Here is a 17,055-nt window from a genome sequence, read left to right on the forward strand (position 1 = left end):
TCACCGGCTCCGGGTGGCGGCGGCCCGGCGGCCGGCGACGACATGGTCGACGAGCCCGTACTCCACGGCCGAGGCGGCGTCGAAGATCTTGTCCCGCTCCAGGTCGGCGGCGACGCGGGCGGCGTCCTGGCCGGTGTGGCGCACGAGCATCGAGGCCATCTGCTCCCGCAGGCGCAGCAGTTCCGCGGCGTGGATCTCCAGGTCGGACGGCTGTCCGCGCAGCGGCTCGTCGGCGGCGGGCTGCCGGACGGTGATCCGCGCGCCGGGCAGGGCCGACCGCTTGCCGGGCGCGCCGGCGGCGAGCAGGACGGCGGCGGTGGAGCCGGCCTGGCCGATGCAGGTGGTCGCGATGTCGCAGGTGATCACCTGGAGGGTGTCGTAGATGGCGGTCATGGCGCTGATGGGGCCGCCGGGGGAGTTGATGTACAGGCAGATGTCCTGGTCGGGGGCCGCGTATTCGAGGTGCAGCAGCTGCGCGACGACGTCGTTGGCGGCGGTGTCGTCGACGGGGGTGCCCAGCATGACGATCCGCTCGTCGAGCAGCTTGGAGTACGGATCGAGGGTGCGGGTCCCGGTGCCGGTGCGCTCGGTGAACTCCGGCAGGACGTAGCGGGCGGCGGGGCGGTGCATGGCATACCTCTTCCGTGGGCCGGGGGATGCAGCCTTCTGTAAAAAATGTACAGGACGTACAGGCCGTTATGATGGGGAGCATGGCCTACGAGATTCCGGTGACGCAAGCCCGCGCAGAGCTCGCCGAACTGATCAACCGCGTCGTCTACGGCGGGGAGCGTGTCGTCGTCACCCGCCACGGCAAGCCCCTCGTGGCGCTGGTGTCCGCCGCTGACCTGGAACGACTCGAGGCCATGCGGCAGGCGGACGAGGAGCAGGTGATCAGCTCGGTCTCCTCCTACGGGTCCGCCGCGTCCGCCGGGGGCGAACGCGGACGCTTCGGCCTCGCCGCCGAACACCGCCCCCCGGACGACCGCCGCGCCTGACCCCGCCCGGGCGGCCGCCGCCCGGGCCCCGCACTCGCCCGGCCCGCCGCGCGGGCGCGCCCCCGTGCCGCCCTGCGCGCGAACGGCCCTCGCGTGGCGAAGGCCGGGACGGCCACGCCCGGGCCCGTGCGTGCCCCGCCCCGGACACCCCCGCGCCCCCGCGGGGCCCCCGTACGGCGAAAGGCCGCGTACCCCCTCCGCTACAGGGGGGTACGCGGCCGTCAGAGGTACCGGAGGGCTATGCCGCCGGTGCGGACGCCGGTGCCGGGGCCGGGTGTTCCGGCTGCGGCGGGGTCGTCCCGGTGCGGGCGCGGAGGCGGGCGCCCGCCAGGACCGCGGTGAACCCCAGCACCACCCAGAGCGTCAGGGTCAGGGCTGCGCCGCCCGACGCCCGGCCGTCGAAGTAGGCGACCGAGCGCAGCAGCGAGGTCCCCGCGCCCGGCGGCAGCAGCTGGCCGAGGGCGCCCGCCGGCTCGGGGAGCAGCTCCGGTGCGCTCGTCGCGGCCGAGAACGGGTTGCCGATCAGCACCATGAGCAGGGCGCCGAGGCCCACGCCCGGGGTCCCGAGCAGTGCGGCGAGGCCCGCCACCGCCGAGCCGACGGCGAGCACGGTCAGGCCCAGCGCGCCCGCCTCCGCCCACCAGTCGCCGTCCAGCACCCCGAGCCAGCTGTGGGCCAGCGCGGTCGCGGTGAGCCCGACCAGTGCGGCGGCGCCCAGCAGGGTGACGGCGGCCCTCGCCCCGCGCAGCCCGCTCAGCGTGACCAGGGCGCCCGCCGCGACCCCGGCCAGGGCGATCGGCAGCACGCTCGCCGCGAGGGCGCTGCCCCGCGGGTCGCCCTCGGGCAGCGAGACGACCTCCGTGACCCGTACCGGGGCGTCCGCGGGCGCTCCCGCGGTCACCGCCTCCCGGAGGAGCTGGGCGACCACGGGGCTCGCGGCCGGGGCGACGAGCAGCTCGGTGCCCTGGGCGCCGACGACCACGGCTCCGTATACGACCCGGTCCTCGATCGCGTCCCGCGCGGCGGCCCCGTCGTCGAAGCGGTGCACGTCGAAGGCGCCGGCGTGGCGGGTCAGGCCGTCCTCGACGGCGGCCGCCGCGGCGGCCGGGCCGGCGACGCCGACCGGCAGGTCCCGGGGCGCGGTGCGCGCCGCCGGCCAGGCGAACGCCCACAGGGCCAGGGCCACCACCACCGGTATCAGGACCATCACCGCGATCATGCGGCGTGCCGGTGCAGGGGACATGAGGAACTCCAGTTCAGAGGGGTGGTGCGGGGGAGCGGGGGGTGGGCGGTAAAGAGAAGGATCGTTCGTTTTACCGTGTCGCCACTGTCCTCCCGGGGGCGTGCCTTGTCAAGAATGAACGTTCGTTTTAAGTTGGGGGCATGGCTCGTGTATCCCAGGCGCACCTCGACGCCCGGCGCCGGCAGATCGTCGACGCCGCCGCCCGCTGCTTCGCCCGCAACGGCTTCCACGCCACGTCGATGCAGGACATCCTGCGGGAGTCCGAGCTGTCGGCCGGCGCCGTCTACCGCTACTTCCCGAGCAAGGAGGAGCTGGTCGAGTCCATCGCCGTCGAGGCGTTCACCGGGATCCGGGCCGCCTTCGAGGACGCGGCCCGCACCACGCCGCCGCCCACCCCGGACGTCCTCATCGGCCGGGTCATGCGCCGCATGCTGGTGGACGAGGTGCCGGGCGGCGACCGGCAGGCGTTCGCCCGGCTGGTCGTCCAGGTGTGGACGGAGACGCTGCGCAACGAGCGTCTGGCCGCCGCGCTCGGCGAGGGCTACGCCAGCATGCGCGTGGCCTGGGCCACGCTCGTGCACGCCTACCGCGACGCCGGTCTGATGGAGTCCCAGGTGGACGCCGACCACGTGGCCCGCACGCTGATCGCCACCGCCCAGGGCTTCATCGCGCAGCAGGCGCTCTTCGGGGACGTGCGGGTGGAGATCCTGGAGGACGGGCTGCGCGGACTGATGTCGATGCGGAATTCCAAGATCAGTTAACGCGCAGGAAAAACTTGCGTCCTAACGTTCAACCCCTGGTCGAGAGATGACCGTGTCCCGGTCAACAAAACGTTGAACGGGGCTAGGGTCCAGATGCTCCGGACGCCCGGGGCCGGACGACGATGAGGTGGACGCGTGCAACTCTCCCCGCACGAGCAGGAACGACTGCTCATCCATGTGGCCGCGGACGTGGCCGAGAAGCGCAGGGCGCGCGGGGTGAGGCTGAACCACCCCGAGTCCGTCGCGCTGATCACCTCGCACATCCTGGAGGGCGCCCGCGACGGGCGCACGGTCGCGGAACTCATGGCGTCGGGACGCGCGGTGCTCACCCGGGCCGACGTGATGGAGGGCATCCCGGAGATGATCCACGACGTCCAGGTCGAGGCCACCTTCCCGGACGGCACCAAGCTCGTCACCGTCCACGACCCCATCGTCTGAGGGCGGCGCCGATGATCCCCGGAGAGTTCCTCCTCGCCCCCGAGCCCGTCGTCCTCAACGAGGGCCGCGCGGTCACCCGCGTCACCGTGGTCAACACCGCCGACCGGCCCGTCCAGGTCGGCTCCCACTACCACTTCGCCGAGGCCAACCCCGGTCTCGACTTCGACCGGGCCGCCGCCCGCGGCAAGCGGCTCGCCGTCGCCGCAGGCACCGCCGTCCGCTTCGAGCCCGGCGTCCCCGTCGACGTCGAGCTCGTCCCCCTGGCCGGCCGGCGGATCGTCCCCGGCCTGCGCGGCGAGACCGGAGGCGCGCTCGATGACTGAGATCTCCCGTGCCGTCTACGCGGACCTGTTCGGGCCCACCACGGGCGACCGGATCCGTCTCGCCGACACCGATCTGCTCGTCGAGATCGAGGAGGACCTCTCCGGCGGCCCCGGACGCGCGGGCGACGAGGCCGTGTTCGGCGGCGGCAAGGTGATCCGCGAGTCCATGGGCCAGTCCCGGGCGACGCGGGCCGACGGCGCGCCGGACACGGTGATCACCGGAGCGGTGATCCTGGACCACTGGGGCATCGTCAAGGCCGACATCGGCATCCGCGACGGACGGATCACCGGTATCGGCAAGGCCGGCAACCCGGACACCATGGACGGCGTCCACCCCGACCTCGTCATCGGCCCGGAGACGGAGATCATCGCCGGGAACGGGCGGATCGTCACCGCCGGAGCCGTCGACGCCCACATCCACTTCATCTCGCCCACCGTCGTCGAGCAGGCGCTGGCCACCGGCGTCACCACCCTCGTCGGCGGCGGCACCGGACCGGCCGAGGGCACCAAGGCGACGACGGTGACCCCCGGCTCCTGGCACCTCGCCCGGATGTTCGAGGCCCTGGACACCTACCCCGTCAACATCGGCCTGCTCGGCAAGGGCAACACCATGTCGCGCGAGGCCATGCACGCCCAACTGCGCGGCGGAGCACTCGGGTTCAAGATCCACGAGGACTGGGGCGCCACCCCCGCCGTCATCGACGCCTGCCTCGGCGTCTGCGACGAGACCGGGGTGCAGCTCGCCATCCACACCGACACGCTGAACGAGGCGGGCTTCGTCGGCGACACCCTCGCCGCCATCGCCGGCCGGACCATCCACGCCTACCACACCGAGGGCGCGGGCGGCGGGCACGCTCCCGACATCATCACCGTCGTCGCCGAGCCCTACGTGCTGCCCAGTTCGACCAACCCGACCCGGCCGCACACCGTGAACACCGTCGAGGAGCACCTCGACATGCTGATGGTCTGCCACCACCTCAACCCGGCCGTCCCCGAGGACCTCGCGTTCGCCGAGTCCCGGATCCGGCCGTCCACCATCGCGGCCGAGGACATCCTCCACGACCTCGGCGCCATCTCGATCATCTCCTCCGACTCCCAGGCCATGGGACGGGTCGGCGAGGTGGTCATGCGGACCTGGCAGACCGCCCATGTGATGAAGAGGCGCCGCGGCGCCCTCGCCGGGGACGGTCGCGCCGACAACCACCGCGCCCGTCGCTATGTCGCCAAATACACCATCAACCCGGCCGTCGCGCAGGGCCTCGACGGCGAGATCGGCTCCGTCGAGACCGGCAAGCTCGCCGATCTCGTGCTGTGGGAACCGGCGTTCTTCGGGGTGAAGCCCCAACTGGTGGTCAAGGGCGGCCAGATCGCCTACGCGCAGATGGGCGACGCCAACGCGTCCATCCCCACCCCGCAGCCCGTGCTGCCCCGCCCGATGTTCGGCGCGCTGGGGCGGGCCGCGGCGCACGGATCCCTCAACTTCGTCTCGGGCGCGGCCGTCGAGGACGACCTGCCGGAGCGCCTGGGCGTGGGGAAGCGGTTCGTGCCGATCCGCAGCACCCGCCGGGTCACCAAGGCGGACATGCGGGAGAACGACGCCATGCCGCGGGTGGAGGTCGACGCCGACACCTTCACCGTCACCATCGACGGTGATCCGGTCGAGCCCGCCCCGGCCGCGGAACTGCCCATGGCCCAGCGGTACTTCCTCTTCTGATGCGCCCCGTCACCTCACACACCGACCGGGCCGGGCGCCCGGGGGAGGCCGTCCGGTGAGCCGTTCCGCCCTGCTCGTCCTCGCCGACGGCCGCTTCCCCGCCGGGGGCCACGCGCACTCCGGCGGCGTGGAGGCGGCCGTCCGGGCCGGCCGCGTCACCGGCCCGGCGGACCTGGCCGCGTTCTGCCGCGGACGGCTCCACACCACCGGCCTGACCTCCGCCGCGCTCGCCGCCTGCGCCGCGCTCGGCCACGACCCGGCGGCCCTGGACGCCGCCGCCGACGCCCGGACGCCCTCGGCCGCGCTGCGCACCGCCTCCCGCAGACTCGGCCGCCAGCTGATGCGCGCCGCCCGCACCGTCTGGCCCGACCCCGGGCTCGACGCGCTCGCCGCCGCGTTCCCCCGGGGGGCACACCAGCCCCTGGTGCTCGGCACGGCCGCCCGGGCCGCCGGGCTCGGCGCGGCGGACGCGGCCCACTGCGCCGTCTACGAGTCGGTCAGCGGCCCCGCCACGGCGGCGGTCCGGCTGCTGAGCCTCGACCCGTTCCGGGCGACCGCCGTCCTCGCCCGTCTCGCGGCCGAGATGGACGAGGTGGCCGCCGCGGCCCAGGACGCCGCGGCCGGGGGGCCGGCCGCCCTGCCGGCCGCGTCCGCCCCGCTGCTCGACATCACCGCCGAGGACCACGCGGCCTGGCCCGTACGCCTCTTCGCCTCCTGACCCCCGCCCGCGCACCCGGCAGGAGCGCGCCGGACGCACCCGCCCGTACCCGCCGGGACCCCGCACCGCCGCCCGCCGAACCGCTCACCCCACCCGCACCCCGTACCCCGCACCCGAGGAGCACGTCTTGCATCTCGACCACTCCCACGACACCGCGACCGCCGTCAGCGCGGACGCCCTGCGCCCCGACGGACGGCGGCGCGCCCTGCGGATCGGACTCGGCGGGCCCGTCGGCTCCGGGAAAACCGCCACCGTCGCCGCGCTCTGCGCCGCCCTGCGCGACAGCGTCTCCATCGCCGTCGTCACCAACGACATCTACACCCGCGAGGACGCGGAGTTCCTGCTGCGCAACGCCGTCCTGCCGCCGGAGCGCATCCAGGCCGTCGAGACGGGGGCCTGCCCGCACACCGCGATCAGGGACGACATCTCCGCCAACCTGGAGGCCGTCGAGGACCTGGAGGACGGCGTCGGGCCGCTGGACCTCGTCCTGGTGGAGTCCGGCGGCGACAACCTCACCGCCACCTTCTCCAAGGGCCTGGTCGACGCCCAGATCTTCGTGATCGACGTGGCCGGCGGCGACGACATCCCCCGCAAGGGCGGCCCCGGTGTCACCACCGCCGACCTGCTCGTCGTCAACAAGACCGACCTGGCGCCGTACGTGGGCTCCGACCTCGACCGGATGGCCCGCGACGCCCGGGAGCAGCGCGGCGAACTCCCCGTCGTGTTCACCTCGCTGCGCGGCCCCGACGGCGTCGGCCCGGTGGCCTCCTGGGTGCGTGCCCGGCTCGCCGCCTGGAACGCCTGAGCGCCCCGCGTGAGCGTCCAGGCCACCGCCCGTCTCGTCGCCGACGGCACCGCCCTGCCCGTGCTGACCGGTGACGGCCCGCTCGCCCTGCGCCGCACCCGGCCCCGGGGCGCCGGACTGCGGGTCACCGTCGTCGGCGCGATGAGCGCGCCGCTCGGCGGCGACCGGCTCGCGATCGACGCCGAGGTGCGCGCGGGCACCCGGCTCACCGTCGACTCCGCCGCCGCGACGATCTCCCTCCCCGGCGGCGACGGCGCGACCGCCCACTACGACGTCGCCCTCCGCGTCGCGGACGACGCGGTGCTGCACTGGCTGCCCGAACAGCTCGTCGCCGCCCGCGGCAGCACCCTGCGGATGCGCACCCGGGTCGAACTGGCCCCCACCGCACGCCTGGTGCTGCGCGAGGAGCAGATCCTCGGCCGCCACGGCGAGGATCCCGGCACCCTCCTCACCCGGCTCACCGTGCACCGCGCCGGAGCGCCGCTGCTCGACGGCGAACTCGCCTTCGGCCCCGGCGCCCCCGGCGGCTGGGACGGGCCCGCGGTCCTGGGCGGGCACCGTGCGGTCGGCCAGCTCCTCGTCGTCGAACCGGACTTCGCGGAGAAGCCGCCCGGCCGGGGTGTGCGCGGGCCGAACACGGCGGTGACGCCGCTTGCGGGCCCCGCGGCGCTGGTCACCGCGGTGGCCCCCGACGCGCGGCGGCTGCGCGCCGCCCTCGACGCCGCCCTCGACGAGCTGGTCCCCGGCGTCCGCGACGGCTGAACTCCCCGGCAGGTCTGTACCGCTGAGCGGGACGGGGGGCACCGGTATGGGTTCGGTAAAGAACGTCTGTGCGGTCTGTCGCCGGACGGTCCGGCCACGGAAGGATCCCCGGAGCGTTCCGGTGCACACCGGGCGCCGACCACGGAACCACGGACCACAGCAGGGGGAGAGACGTCGTGAGACGTGCAACAGGACTCGGCCTCGGCGGCACGCTGATAGCGGGCGCACTCGTCGCGGGAGCGGTCGCCGCCCCGGCGGCGACCGCCGACAGCGGCGCCCCCACCGGCTCCGAGGCGCGCGGTGTGCGCGTCGCCGCCGAGCGGGCCGCCCGGCAGGGCGTCGACTGGGCCGACTGCCCCGAGGACTGGGGGCTGGTGAAGCCCATCCAGTGCGGCTGGGTGAGCGTGCCCCTCGACTACGCGAAGCCGAACGGCAAGCAGATCAGGATCGCCGTCGACCGCATCGGCCACACCGGCACCGCCGAGCAGCGCCAAGGCGCGCTCGTCTACAACCCCGGCGGCCCCGGCGGCTCGGGCATGCGCTTCCCGACCCGCGTCACCAACAAGAACCCGGTCTACGCCAAGATGGCCCAGGCGTACGACTTCGTCGGCTTCGACCCCCGCGGCGTCGGCCACTCGACGCCCATCTCCTGTGTGGACCCGCAGGAGTTCGTCAAGGCGCCGAAGGCCGACCCGGTGCCCGACAGCGAGGCCGACAAGCGCGCCCAGCGCAAGCTCGCCGCCGAGTACGCGGACGGCTGCGCCGAGCGCAGCGGCTGGATGCTGCCGCACATGACCACCCCGAACACCGCGCGCGACCTGGACGTCGTCCGCGCGGCGCTCGGCGAGGAGAAGCTCAACTACCTCGGCGTCTCCTACGGCACCTACCTGGGGGCGGTCTACGCGACCCTCTTCCCCGGGCACGTCCGCCGGATGATCGTCGACAGCGTGGTCAACCCCTCGCGGGAGAAGATCTGGTACCAGGCCAACCTGGACCAGGACGTCGCCTTCCAGATGCGCTGGGACGACTGGAAGGCGTGGGTCGCGAAGAACGACGCCGTCTTCCACATCGGCGACACCCCCGCGAAGGTCGAGGCCCAGTGGGTGAAGCTGCGGGCGACCGCCAAGCGCAGCCCGCTCGGCGGGGTCGTCGGTCCGGCCGAACTGCTCGCCTTCTTCCAGAGCGCGCCCTACTACGACTCCGCCTGGGTGCCCGTCGCCCGGACCTGGAGCGCCTACCTCGCCGGTGACACCCAGGCGCTCGTCGACGCCGCGGCGCCCGACCTCACCGACACCGCAGGCAACGCGGCGGCGGAGAACGGCAACGCCGTGTACACGGCGGTCGAGTGCGCGGACGCCAAGTGGCCCAGGAATTGGCGGACCTGGGACCGGGACAACACCCGGCTGCACCGCGACCACCCGTTCCTCACCTGGTCCAACGCCTGGATGAACCTCCCCTGCGCCACCTGGTCCACCAAGCAGCACACCCCCGTCCAGGTGCGCACCGGCAAGGGCCTGCCCCCGGTGCTGATCGTGCAGTCCGAGCGGGACGCGGCCACCCCGTTCGAGGGCGCGGTGGAGCTCCACGAGCGTCTGGAGGGCTCGCGCCTGATCGTGGAGAAGAACGCCGGTTCGCACGGCGTGACCGGCCTGGTCAACAGCTGCGTCAACGACCGCGTCGACGCGTACCTGCTCAGCGGACGGCTCGACCGCCGCGACGTGGAGTGCGCGCCGCACGCCACCCCGAAGCCGTAGGCCGGGGCCCGACGGGCGAGGGGCGGCCGGGATCTCCCGGCCGCCCCTCGTGCGTCCCCGACTGCGACTGCGACTGCGACTGCGACTGCGCCCTCGCCCGCGACCCCGCCCTCGCCCGCGACCCCGCCCTCGCCCGCGAGCCCGGGCCGCCCCGCCCGTGCGGTCCGGCCCGGCGTCCGCGAGCGGTCCGCGCCGCCCGCGCCCGCTAGCGCCCGCGCCGGGGCGGGAAGCGCTTCGGGTTCTGGGCCTGCGCCTCGGCCTGCTGCTCCGCCTTGACCTCGGCCGCGTACCGGTCGACGTACTCCTGCCCGGAGAGCCCGAGGATGGCGTACATGATCTCGTCCGTGACGGCGCGGATGGCCGCCTTCTCGTTCTCCATCCCGGCGTAGCGCGAGAAGTCCAGCGGCTCGCCGAACCGCACGGTGACCCGCTTGATCTTCGGCAGCTTCTGCCCGGGCGGCTGGATCTCGAAGGTCCCTACCATCGCGCACGGCACCACGGGCACACCCGCCCGGAGCGCCATGACGGCGACGCCGACCTTGCCCTTGTAGAGCCGGCCGTCGTGCGAGCGGGTGCCCTCCGGGTAGATACCCAGCAACTCGCCCTTGTCCAGCACCCCGAGGCCCTCGCGGATGGCGGCCTGCCCGGCGTCCTTCCCGGAGCGGTCGACCGGGATCTGCCCCGCGCTGTGGAAGAACGCGGCCGTCAGCCGCCCCTTGATGCCCGGCCCGGTGAAGTACTCGGCCTTGGCGAGGAAGGTGATGCGGCGCTTGAGGATGGCGGGCATCAGGAAGTGGTCGGAGAACGACAGGTGATTCCCGGCGACGATCGCCGCGCCCTCGTCGGGCACGTGCTCGAGTCCCTCGATCCGCGGGCGGAACAGCACCCTCAGCAGCGGCCCCAGGAGGACGTACTTGAGCACGTAGTAGAACACGGTCTCTCCCCAACTCTCACGGATCGGCGGTGTGGACGCGTTCTGCGGAGTGCCATCCGTCCGGTGATCGATCGTAGCCCGCTTCTGCGGGCCTTCGGGCGTCTGTGCGGACACCGCGGGCACCCCGCCGCCGGTCCGCCGCCACCGGCCCCGCGCCTCAGGCGCGCAGCAGGCTCGCCTCCGGCGACACGGCGTGCAGCGGCTGCTCACCCGCCGCCACCCGGGCCAGCTCCTCGACGAGCAGCGCCCCGATCGCCCGCCGCTCCGAGCCCACCGTGCCGGCGACGTGGCCGGTGAGCATCACGTTCTCCAGGGTGTAGAGCGCGGACCCGGGCGACGGCGGCTCCTCGGCGGTGACGTCGAGGACGGCCTGGAGGTCGGGCCGCTCGCCGAGAACGCGGATCAGGGCCTCCTCGTCGACCACGGCGCCGCGCGCGGTGTTGATGAGGGTGGCCCCGTGGGGCAGCCCGCGCAGCAGCTCGCCGGTGACCAGGCCCTCGGTACGGCCGGGGACGAGCGGGGTGTGGATGCTCAGCACCCGTGACCGCGCCACCAGTTCGGGCAGGCCGGCCACCCGCTCCGCCCCGGCCTCGCGGAAGAGGGCGTCGTCGGCGTACGGGTCCCAGGCCAGCACCCGGGTGCCGAGCCGCCGCAGGTGCCCGGCGACCATCCGCGCGATCGAGCCGAACGACACCAGCCCCACGGTCTGGCCGTGGATCCCGGGCACGCCGTCCAGGCCGGGGAGCACCCGCTCGGCCGCCATCCGGCGGGACCGCCGGTGGACGTCCTTGAGGGCCAGCACGGTCTGCGCGTACACGTACTCGGCGACCGGCCCGTTGTTGGCCTCCGCCGCGGAGACCACCGTCAGACCGCGCTCCCAGCAGGCGTCGGTGACCAGCAGGCGGATGGAACCGGCCCCGTACAGCACGGTGCGCAGCGCGGGAAGGTGCGCCAGCACCCCGGCGGTCAGGAGCGGTGCGCCCCACGAGGCGAGCAGCACCTCCGCCTCCGCCCGGCGGGGATGGGCGAGCAGCTCCCCGGCATCCGCGCACTCGGCGACGACGTCGCCGGTGCGGCACAGCGTCTCCCACTGCTCCGGGCCGAACAACTGCTCGCGCGCATCGGGCCGGAGTACGACGGCGACGCGGGGGCGGGCGGACGGGCGGTCATGCGGCATGTCTACTCCGGCGGTGACGGGGCCTGCCGGCGGGCGCCGGCCGGCGGCACGGTCTCGCCGCCGGCCGGCGCCCGCCGTTCGTGAAGCGTCGGGCATGAGGCGTCGCGCGGACGCCACATCCTGGAGGCCTACCCCGGACCGGCGGCCCCTGCACCGGCCCCCGCTCAGCCGGGCAGCACCTCGGTCCCGTGGGGGGCGAGGGTGCGCCGCCCGTGGCCGTGCACCGTGACGGACTGCTCCTCGGCGGAGTGGTTGATCACGAAGACGGTGTCGCCCCTGCGCACGACCTCCACCTGCTCGTTCGGCTCCGCCGTGGGCGCCTGGGCCCCGACACCGTCGAGGAGCACGCCCACGAGCCGGTCCATGGAGGGCGCGTCCAGCCGGGTCGCCACGTACCAGGCGTCCCCCGAGCCGGTGCCGCGCCGAGTCACGGCGGGCCACGAGCGGACGACGCCGTCGTCGAAGGAGGCCCGCACCTCGGCGTCGACGGCATGGGTGAACTCGGCCCAGGTGCCGGCGGTCAGCTCGCCCAGGGCGCCCGACAGCCGCAGCACGGGCGCCGGCCCGCCGGGGGCCGGCGCCACGGGCGCGAACTCCTCGACCCGTACGCCGAGGACGCCCGCGAGCGACCCGAGGTAGCCCTCGGCCGGCACCCGCAGGTCGCGGTCGAGGACGCCGGTCATGAAGCCCACCGCCAGCCGGCCCCCGCGCTCGGGGACGGCCGCCAGCGCGGTGAGGGCGGCCTCGTCCGCGACGTGCAGGGCGGGCACGACGACGAGGTCGTACCCGTCGAAGGGGCCGTCCGCCGGGAGGAAGTCGACCACGGCGTCCCGCGCCCAGAAGGCCCGGTACCAGTCCTGGACGAGGGACAGGTAGTCCAGCCGGGTGGGGGTGGACTCCTGCTCCAGCGCCCACCAGGAGTCCCAGTCGAAGACGATCCCGATCCGTGCGGACACCTCCGTCCCGCGGAGCCGGGAGAGGTCCGCCAGCTCCGCCCCGAGCGCGCACACCTCCCGGAAGACACGCGAGTCGGGCCCGGCGTGCGGAAGCATCCCCGAGTGGAACTTCTCGGCGCCCGCGGCCGACTGGCGCCACTGGAAGTACATGATCCCGTCCGCGCCGCGGGCCACCGCCTGCAGCGAGTACGCCCGGTTCTGCCCCGGCGCCTTGGGGGCGTTGGCGGGCCGCCAGTTCACGGCGCTCGTCGCCTGCTCCATGAGCACCCAGGGCTTGCCGTTCCCCAGCGACCGCATCAGGTCGCGGGTCAGGGCAGCGGCGGCCGGCGCCTGCGGGTCGACCGGGTCCGGGTAGGAGTCGTCGGAGACGAAGTCGACCTCGCGCGCCCACTTCCAGTAGTCCAGCGGGCGGAAGGCTCCCATGAAGTTGGTCGTCACCGGGATGCCGGGTGACGCCGCGCGCACGATCTCGGCCTCGGCCCGGAACAGGTCGAGGAACGCGTCGGAGGTGAACCGGTCGAAGTCGATGAGCTGGGTGGGATTGGAGGCCGTCGGCGCGGTGCGCGGCGGCATGATCTCCTCGAAGTCGCTGTAGCGCTGCGACCAGAAGGCGGTGCCCCACGCCGCGTTGAGCGCCTCGACGGTGGAGTACTTCGCCCGCAGCCAGACCCGGAAGGCGGCCTCGGCGTCCGGCCCGTAGCAGCGGGGGACATGGCACGCGTACTCGTTGTTCACGTGCCAGGCCACCAGGCCGGGGTGCTGCCCGTAGCGCTCGGCCAGGGCCCGCACCAGGGCCAGCGCGTGTTCCCGGTAGACCGGCGAGTGCGGACTGTAGTGCTGGCGGCTGGTGTTGCCGAGCACCACGCCGTCGGCGGTCACGGGGGCCATCTCCGGGTGCGCGGCCACGAGCCACGGCGGCGGTGAGGCGGTCGCGGTGGCGAGGTCGATCCCGATGCCCGCGCCGGCGAGCCGGCCCAGCACGTCGTCGAGCCACGCGAAGTCGAAGGTGTCCGGCGCCGGCTGGAGCCGCGACCAGGAGAAGACGCCGACCGTGGCGACGGTGACGCCCGCGCGCCCCATGAGCTTCACGTCCTCGTCCCAGACGTGCGCGGGCCACTGCTCGGGGTTGTAGTCGCCGCCGAACCAGAAGCGGTCGCCGCTGACGTTACTCACATGTGCTCCGTTCGAGGGGAGGGCCGGGGTCGGCGGGTGGGGGCGCGCCCCGCACCCCCGGCGGGCCCGAGCAGCGTAGCAAGCGCTTTCATTAATCGGGAGATTCCTGGTGATGCGATCGCCTCCCGGCTCCATTGACGTAGTGCTCGTGACCGGGGCACGATGCGGGCGACGTCATGAAAGGGTTTTCTGTCCGGCCCGGGTGCAGCGGCCCTCGATCCCGCACCCCGACCGGGCGGACCCGCACCGATCCCGAGGCAGGCACCGTGGCACTGTTCGACCTCCCGCTCGACCGACTGCGCACCTACCGCAGCGAGTCCACCGCCCCGGAGGACTTCGACTCCTTCTGGGACCGGACGCTGAAGGAGGCCCGGCAGCACGACCTGGACGCCCGCTTCGAGCCCGTCGACACCGGGCTGCGCACGGTGTCCGTGTCGGACGTGACCTTCAACGGCTTCGGCGGCCACCCCGTCAAGGGCTGGCTGGTCCTGCCCGCCGGGGCCGACGGCCCGCTGCCCGTGGTGGTGAGCTTCATCGGGTACGGGGGCGGACGCGGCCTGCCCCTGACGCATCTGCTCTGGGCCTCGACCGGACGCGCCCACTTCGTGATGGACACCCGTGGCCAGGGCAGCACCACCCGCGGCGCGACCCCCGACCCCGTCGGCGCGGGGCCCGCGGTGCCCGGCTTCATGACCCGGGGCGTCGACTCGCCGGAGACCTACTACTACCGGCGGGTCTACACCGACGCGGTGCGCGCCGTGGAGGCCGCGCGCGCCCACCCGCTGACCGACGCGTCCCGCACGGCCGTGACCGGCGGCAGCCAGGGCGGGGGCATCGCGACGGCCGCCGCCGGACTGGTGCCCGACCTCGCCGCCGCCGTCGTCAACGTGCCCTTCCTGTGCGACTTCCCGCGCGCGACCACCCTCACCGACCGCCGCCCCTACCGCGAGATAGGCGACTGGCTGGGGGCCCACCGCGGACGGACCGGGGAGGTGCTGGAGACGCTCTCCTACTTCGACGGGGTCCACTTCGCGGCCCGCGCCACGGCGCCCGCGCTGTTCTCCACCGCGCTGGAGGACCGCACCTGCCCGCCGTCCACCGTCTTCGCGTCCTTCAACGCCTGGGCCCACGAGGACAAGCAGATCGAGGTCTACGACTTCAACGACCACGAGGGCGGCGGCCCCGACCAGGACGCCGCCGCCGTCGCCTGGCTGTCCGGACGCTGCCCGGTGTGACCCGCACACGGCACGCCCCGGGCGCCGGCCGACCGGTGCAGCGCCCGGCGGCCGGTCGCGGCGGCCGGTGCGGCGCCTGGTCGGTGCGGGCGGCTCCCGGCGGGCGGCCGGGTACTCCGGTGCGGCCCCCGCCCGCCCGTCGGCGGTCGCGCCGGACAGTGCAGCGCCCGCCCGTCGGCGGTTGGCTACTCCGGGGCGGCGCCCGGTTGTGGTGGCCGGTGGAGTGCCCGGGCGGTGTGGTCGGACCGCGTAGTGCAGCGCCCGCCCGTCGGCGGTCGCGCCGCACGGCACCGCCCCCGCCCGGTCGGTGCGGTGCGGCTCACGCACCGCCCGGTCGGTGGCGGTTGGCTACTCCGGGGCGGCGCCCGGTCGTGGTGGCCGGTGCAGTGCCCGGCCGGTGTGGTCGGACCGCGCAGTGCAGCCCCCGCCCGTCGGCGGTCGCGCCGCACGGCACCGCCCCCGCCCGTCGGCGGTCGCGCCGCACGGCGCCACCCCCGCCCGGTCGCGGTCAGGACAGCTCGCGCAGCGCCACGCCGATGGCGGCGATCCCGTCCGTGAGGGCGCCCGGCGGGCCCGCCGCGTAGCCGAGGACGAGGCCCTGGGGGCCGGGCAGCCGCCGGTGCCAGGACAGCGGCTGGCACTTCACGCCGAGGTCCAGGGCCGCGGCGGCGAGCTCGGTGTCGGGGACGTCTCCCGCGTAGGTGACCGTCAGGTGCAGCCCGGCCGCGGCGCCGTGGACCACGGCCCCCGGCAGATGCCGGGCGATCGCCGCGATCATCGTGTCGCGGCGCCGCCGGTGCCGGCCGCGGAGCAGCCGTAGCTGCCGCTCCAGGTCGCCGGAGTCCATCAGCCGGGCGAGCACGAGCTGGGGCAGCACCGCGTTGCCCAGGTCGTTGAAGCGCTTGGCGTCGGTCAGCGCAGCCCGGTGCCGCGGCGGCGGCACCATCCAGCCGATGCGCAGCGCCGGGGCCAGCAGCTTGGACACACTGCCCATGTAGCAGACCCGGTCGGCGAGCAGGGCGCGCAGCGCGGGCACCGGCGGCCGGTCGTAGCGGTGCTCCGCGTCGTAGTCGTCCTCCAGGATCAGCCCGCCCTCGGCCGCCCAGCGCAGCAGCTCCCGGCGGCGCTCCCCACTGGTGACGACACCGGTGGGGAACTGGTGGGCGGGGGTGAGCAGGACCGCGCGGGTGCCCGACGCGCGCAGCGCGTCGACGCGCACCCCGTCGCCGTCGACCGGCACCGGCCGGACCCGGAGGCCGCCGTGGAGCAGATGCTGACGGGCCCCCAGCGAACCGGGGTCCTCCATCGCCACACAGTCGATGCCGTCCGCCTTCAGCACCGGGTGGAGCAGGGTGAGCGCCTGCGCGGTGCCGGCGACGACGAGGACGTCGTCCGCGTCCGCGCGGATGCCCCGGCTGCGGGCGAGCCACGCGGCGACGGCGCGGCGCAGCGGTGCGGCGCCGCGCGGATCCCCGTAGCCCAGGTCGCCGGCGGACAGCCCGGCGAGCACGGCCCGTTCGGCGCGCAGCCACGCCGTCCGGGGGAAGGCGGCGAGGTCGGGCCGCCCGGGGGTGAGGTCGATCCGGGCGGGCGCGGAGCGCAGGGCGTCGAAGACACCGGCGCCGGGTTCACCGGCGAACAGCGAGCCCCCGGCCGCCCGGGCGCGGGGCACGGGGGAGCCGCGGCGCTCCCGCGGCGGCGGGGGCGGCACGGCGACCACCACGGTGCCCCCGCGCCGGCGTCCCTCGACATGGCCGTCCTCGGTCAGCCGCCGGTACGCCTCGGTGACCACGCCCCGGGAGACGTGCAGGTCACCGGCGAGCACCCGGGTCGGCGGGAGCCGTGCGCCCACGCCCAGCCGGCCGTCGGCCATCGCCTCGCGCAGCCGTTCGGCGAGCCAGTCGGCCTTGCCTCCGGCGGGGGCGTCCCCGGCGTCGAGCTGAAGGAAGTCGGAGCCCCGTGTCCCCGCCCGCTCCTCGGAGTTCACCGGCCCCATGGTGCCACGCGCCCCGGACCCGGCGGCCCGCCCCCGTCGCGGGCCGCCGGGAGTCCGCGCGGCCACGGCAC

General features: G+C 75.0%; 16 protein-coding genes. 10 read left to right on the forward strand and 6 right to left on the reverse strand.

What is annotated here, in order from left to right:
* The gene (locus tag JE024_RS30055; protein ID WP_205377108.1) at positions 1–630 is read right to left on the reverse strand and encodes an ATP-dependent Clp protease proteolytic subunit; all 630 of its coding nucleotides are present in this window, start codon (positions 628–630) and stop codon (positions 1–3) included.
* An 80-nt stretch (positions 631–710) separates the two neighbouring features.
* Between JE024_RS30055 and JE024_RS30060 the strand changes: the two genes are divergently transcribed.
* Positions 711–995, forward strand: coding sequence for a type II toxin-antitoxin system Phd/YefM family antitoxin (locus tag JE024_RS30060; protein WP_205377109.1), 285 nt, complete (start codon positions 711–713; stop codon positions 993–995).
* Between the two features lie 238 nt (positions 996–1,233).
* On the opposite strand, the gene JE024_RS30065 is transcribed toward JE024_RS30060, so the two are convergent.
* Entirely contained in the window at positions 1,234–2,238 is a 1,005-nt protein-coding gene (locus JE024_RS30065; RefSeq protein ID WP_205377110.1) for an ABC transporter permease, read from the reverse strand.
* 140 nt (positions 2,239–2,378) lie between these two features.
* Between JE024_RS30065 and JE024_RS30070 the strand changes: the two genes are divergently transcribed.
* The 8 genes from JE024_RS30070 (at position 2,379) to JE024_RS30105 (ending at position 9,513) form a co-directional block, all read left to right on the forward strand.
* Positions 2,379–2,999: a TetR/AcrR family transcriptional regulator gene (locus JE024_RS30070; protein ID WP_205377111.1), complete on the forward strand. Its 621-nt coding sequence runs from the start codon at positions 2,379–2,381 to the stop codon at positions 2,997–2,999.
* A 135-nt stretch (positions 3,000–3,134) separates the two neighbouring features.
* On the forward strand, positions 3,135–3,437 hold the full coding sequence (locus tag JE024_RS30075; protein ID WP_205377112.1) for an urease subunit gamma: 303 nt from the start codon (positions 3,135–3,137) through the stop codon (positions 3,435–3,437).
* Between the two features lie 11 nt (positions 3,438–3,448).
* On the forward strand, positions 3,449–3,760 hold the full coding sequence (locus tag JE024_RS30080) for an urease subunit beta (RefSeq protein ID WP_205377113.1): 312 nt from the start codon (positions 3,449–3,451) through the stop codon (positions 3,758–3,760).
* Complete coding sequence (locus JE024_RS30085) at positions 3,753–5,474, forward strand: urease subunit alpha (RefSeq protein ID WP_205377114.1); 1,722 nt, start codon at positions 3,753–3,755, stop codon at positions 5,472–5,474. Before JE024_RS30080 ends, JE024_RS30085 begins: the two co-directional genes overlap by 8 nt.
* Before the next feature lie 55 nt (positions 5,475–5,529).
* A complete protein-coding gene (locus tag JE024_RS30090; protein ID WP_205377115.1) occupies positions 5,530–6,192 on the forward strand; it encodes an urease accessory protein UreF in 663 nt (220 codons plus the stop codon).
* 127 nt (positions 6,193–6,319) lie between these two features.
* Complete coding sequence (ureG, locus tag JE024_RS30095) at positions 6,320–6,997, forward strand: urease accessory protein UreG (protein ID WP_205377116.1); 678 nt, start codon at positions 6,320–6,322, stop codon at positions 6,995–6,997.
* 9 nt (positions 6,998–7,006) lie between these two features.
* Positions 7,007–7,759 (forward strand): urease accessory protein UreD, encoded by a 753-nt coding sequence (locus JE024_RS30100; protein ID WP_205377117.1) that lies wholly within the window; start codon positions 7,007–7,009, stop codon positions 7,757–7,759.
* Between the two features lie 176 nt (positions 7,760–7,935).
* Positions 7,936–9,513, forward strand: coding sequence for an alpha/beta hydrolase (locus JE024_RS30105; protein ID WP_205377118.1), 1,578 nt, complete (start codon positions 7,936–7,938; stop codon positions 9,511–9,513).
* A 205-nt stretch (positions 9,514–9,718) separates the two neighbouring features.
* Here the strand turns inward: JE024_RS30105 and JE024_RS30110 are convergent, their stop codons facing one another.
* From JE024_RS30110 to JE024_RS30120, 3 genes are all read right to left on the reverse strand, one after another.
* Entirely contained in the window at positions 9,719–10,447 is a 729-nt protein-coding gene (locus JE024_RS30110) for a lysophospholipid acyltransferase family protein (RefSeq protein WP_205377119.1), read from the reverse strand.
* A 157-nt stretch (positions 10,448–10,604) separates the two neighbouring features.
* A complete protein-coding gene (locus tag JE024_RS30115; RefSeq protein WP_205377120.1) occupies positions 10,605–11,624 on the reverse strand; it encodes a hydroxyacid dehydrogenase in 1,020 nt (339 codons plus the stop codon).
* Between the two features lie 164 nt (positions 11,625–11,788).
* The gene (locus JE024_RS30120) at positions 11,789–13,753 is read right to left on the reverse strand and encodes a beta-galactosidase (protein WP_205377121.1); all 1,965 of its coding nucleotides are present in this window, start codon (positions 13,751–13,753) and stop codon (positions 11,789–11,791) included.
* Between the two features lie 266 nt (positions 13,754–14,019).
* Between JE024_RS30120 and JE024_RS30125 the strand changes: the two genes are divergently transcribed.
* Positions 14,020–14,988 carry an acetylxylan esterase gene (locus JE024_RS30125; RefSeq protein WP_205377122.1) on the forward strand — a complete coding sequence of 323 codons (969 nt, stop codon included), beginning with the start codon at positions 14,020–14,022 and terminating at the stop codon, positions 14,986–14,988.
* A gap of 508 nt (positions 14,989–15,496) precedes the next feature.
* Here the strand turns inward: JE024_RS30125 and pdxR are convergent.
* Positions 15,497–16,984: a MocR-like pyridoxine biosynthesis transcription factor PdxR gene (gene pdxR / locus JE024_RS30130; RefSeq protein ID WP_205377123.1), complete on the reverse strand. Its 1,488-nt coding sequence runs from the start codon at positions 16,982–16,984 to the stop codon at positions 15,497–15,499.
* Between the last annotated feature and the right edge of the window lie 71 nt (positions 16,985–17,055).

It is taken from the genome of Streptomyces zhihengii, assembly GCF_016919245.1.
Lineage (GTDB): Bacteria > Actinomycetota > Actinomycetes > Streptomycetales > Streptomycetaceae > Streptomyces > Streptomyces zhihengii.

Coding starts and splice junctions, on each gene's coding strand:
- JE024_RS30055 (WP_205377108.1), bottom strand. CDS start 630: ATGCACCGCCCCGCCGCCCGCTACGTCCTGCCGGAGTTCACCGAGCGC.
- JE024_RS30060 (WP_205377109.1), top strand. CDS start 711: ATGGCCTACGAGATTCCGGTGACGCAAGCCCGCGCAGAGCTCGCCGAA.
- JE024_RS30065 (WP_205377110.1), bottom strand. CDS start 2,238: ATGTCCCCTGCACCGGCACGCCGCATGATCGCGGTGATGGTCCTGATA.
- JE024_RS30070 (WP_205377111.1), top strand. CDS start 2,379: ATGGCTCGTGTATCCCAGGCGCACCTCGACGCCCGGCGCCGGCAGATC.
- JE024_RS30080 (WP_205377113.1), top strand. CDS start 3,449: ATGATCCCCGGAGAGTTCCTCCTCGCCCCCGAGCCCGTCGTCCTCAAC.
- JE024_RS30085 (WP_205377114.1), top strand. CDS start 3,753: ATGACTGAGATCTCCCGTGCCGTCTACGCGGACCTGTTCGGGCCCACC.
- JE024_RS30115 (WP_205377120.1), bottom strand. CDS start 11,624: ATGCCGCATGACCGCCCGTCCGCCCGCCCCCGCGTCGCCGTCGTACTC.
- pdxR (WP_205377123.1), bottom strand. CDS start 16,984: ATGGGGCCGGTGAACTCCGAGGAGCGGGCGGGGACACGGGGCTCCGAC.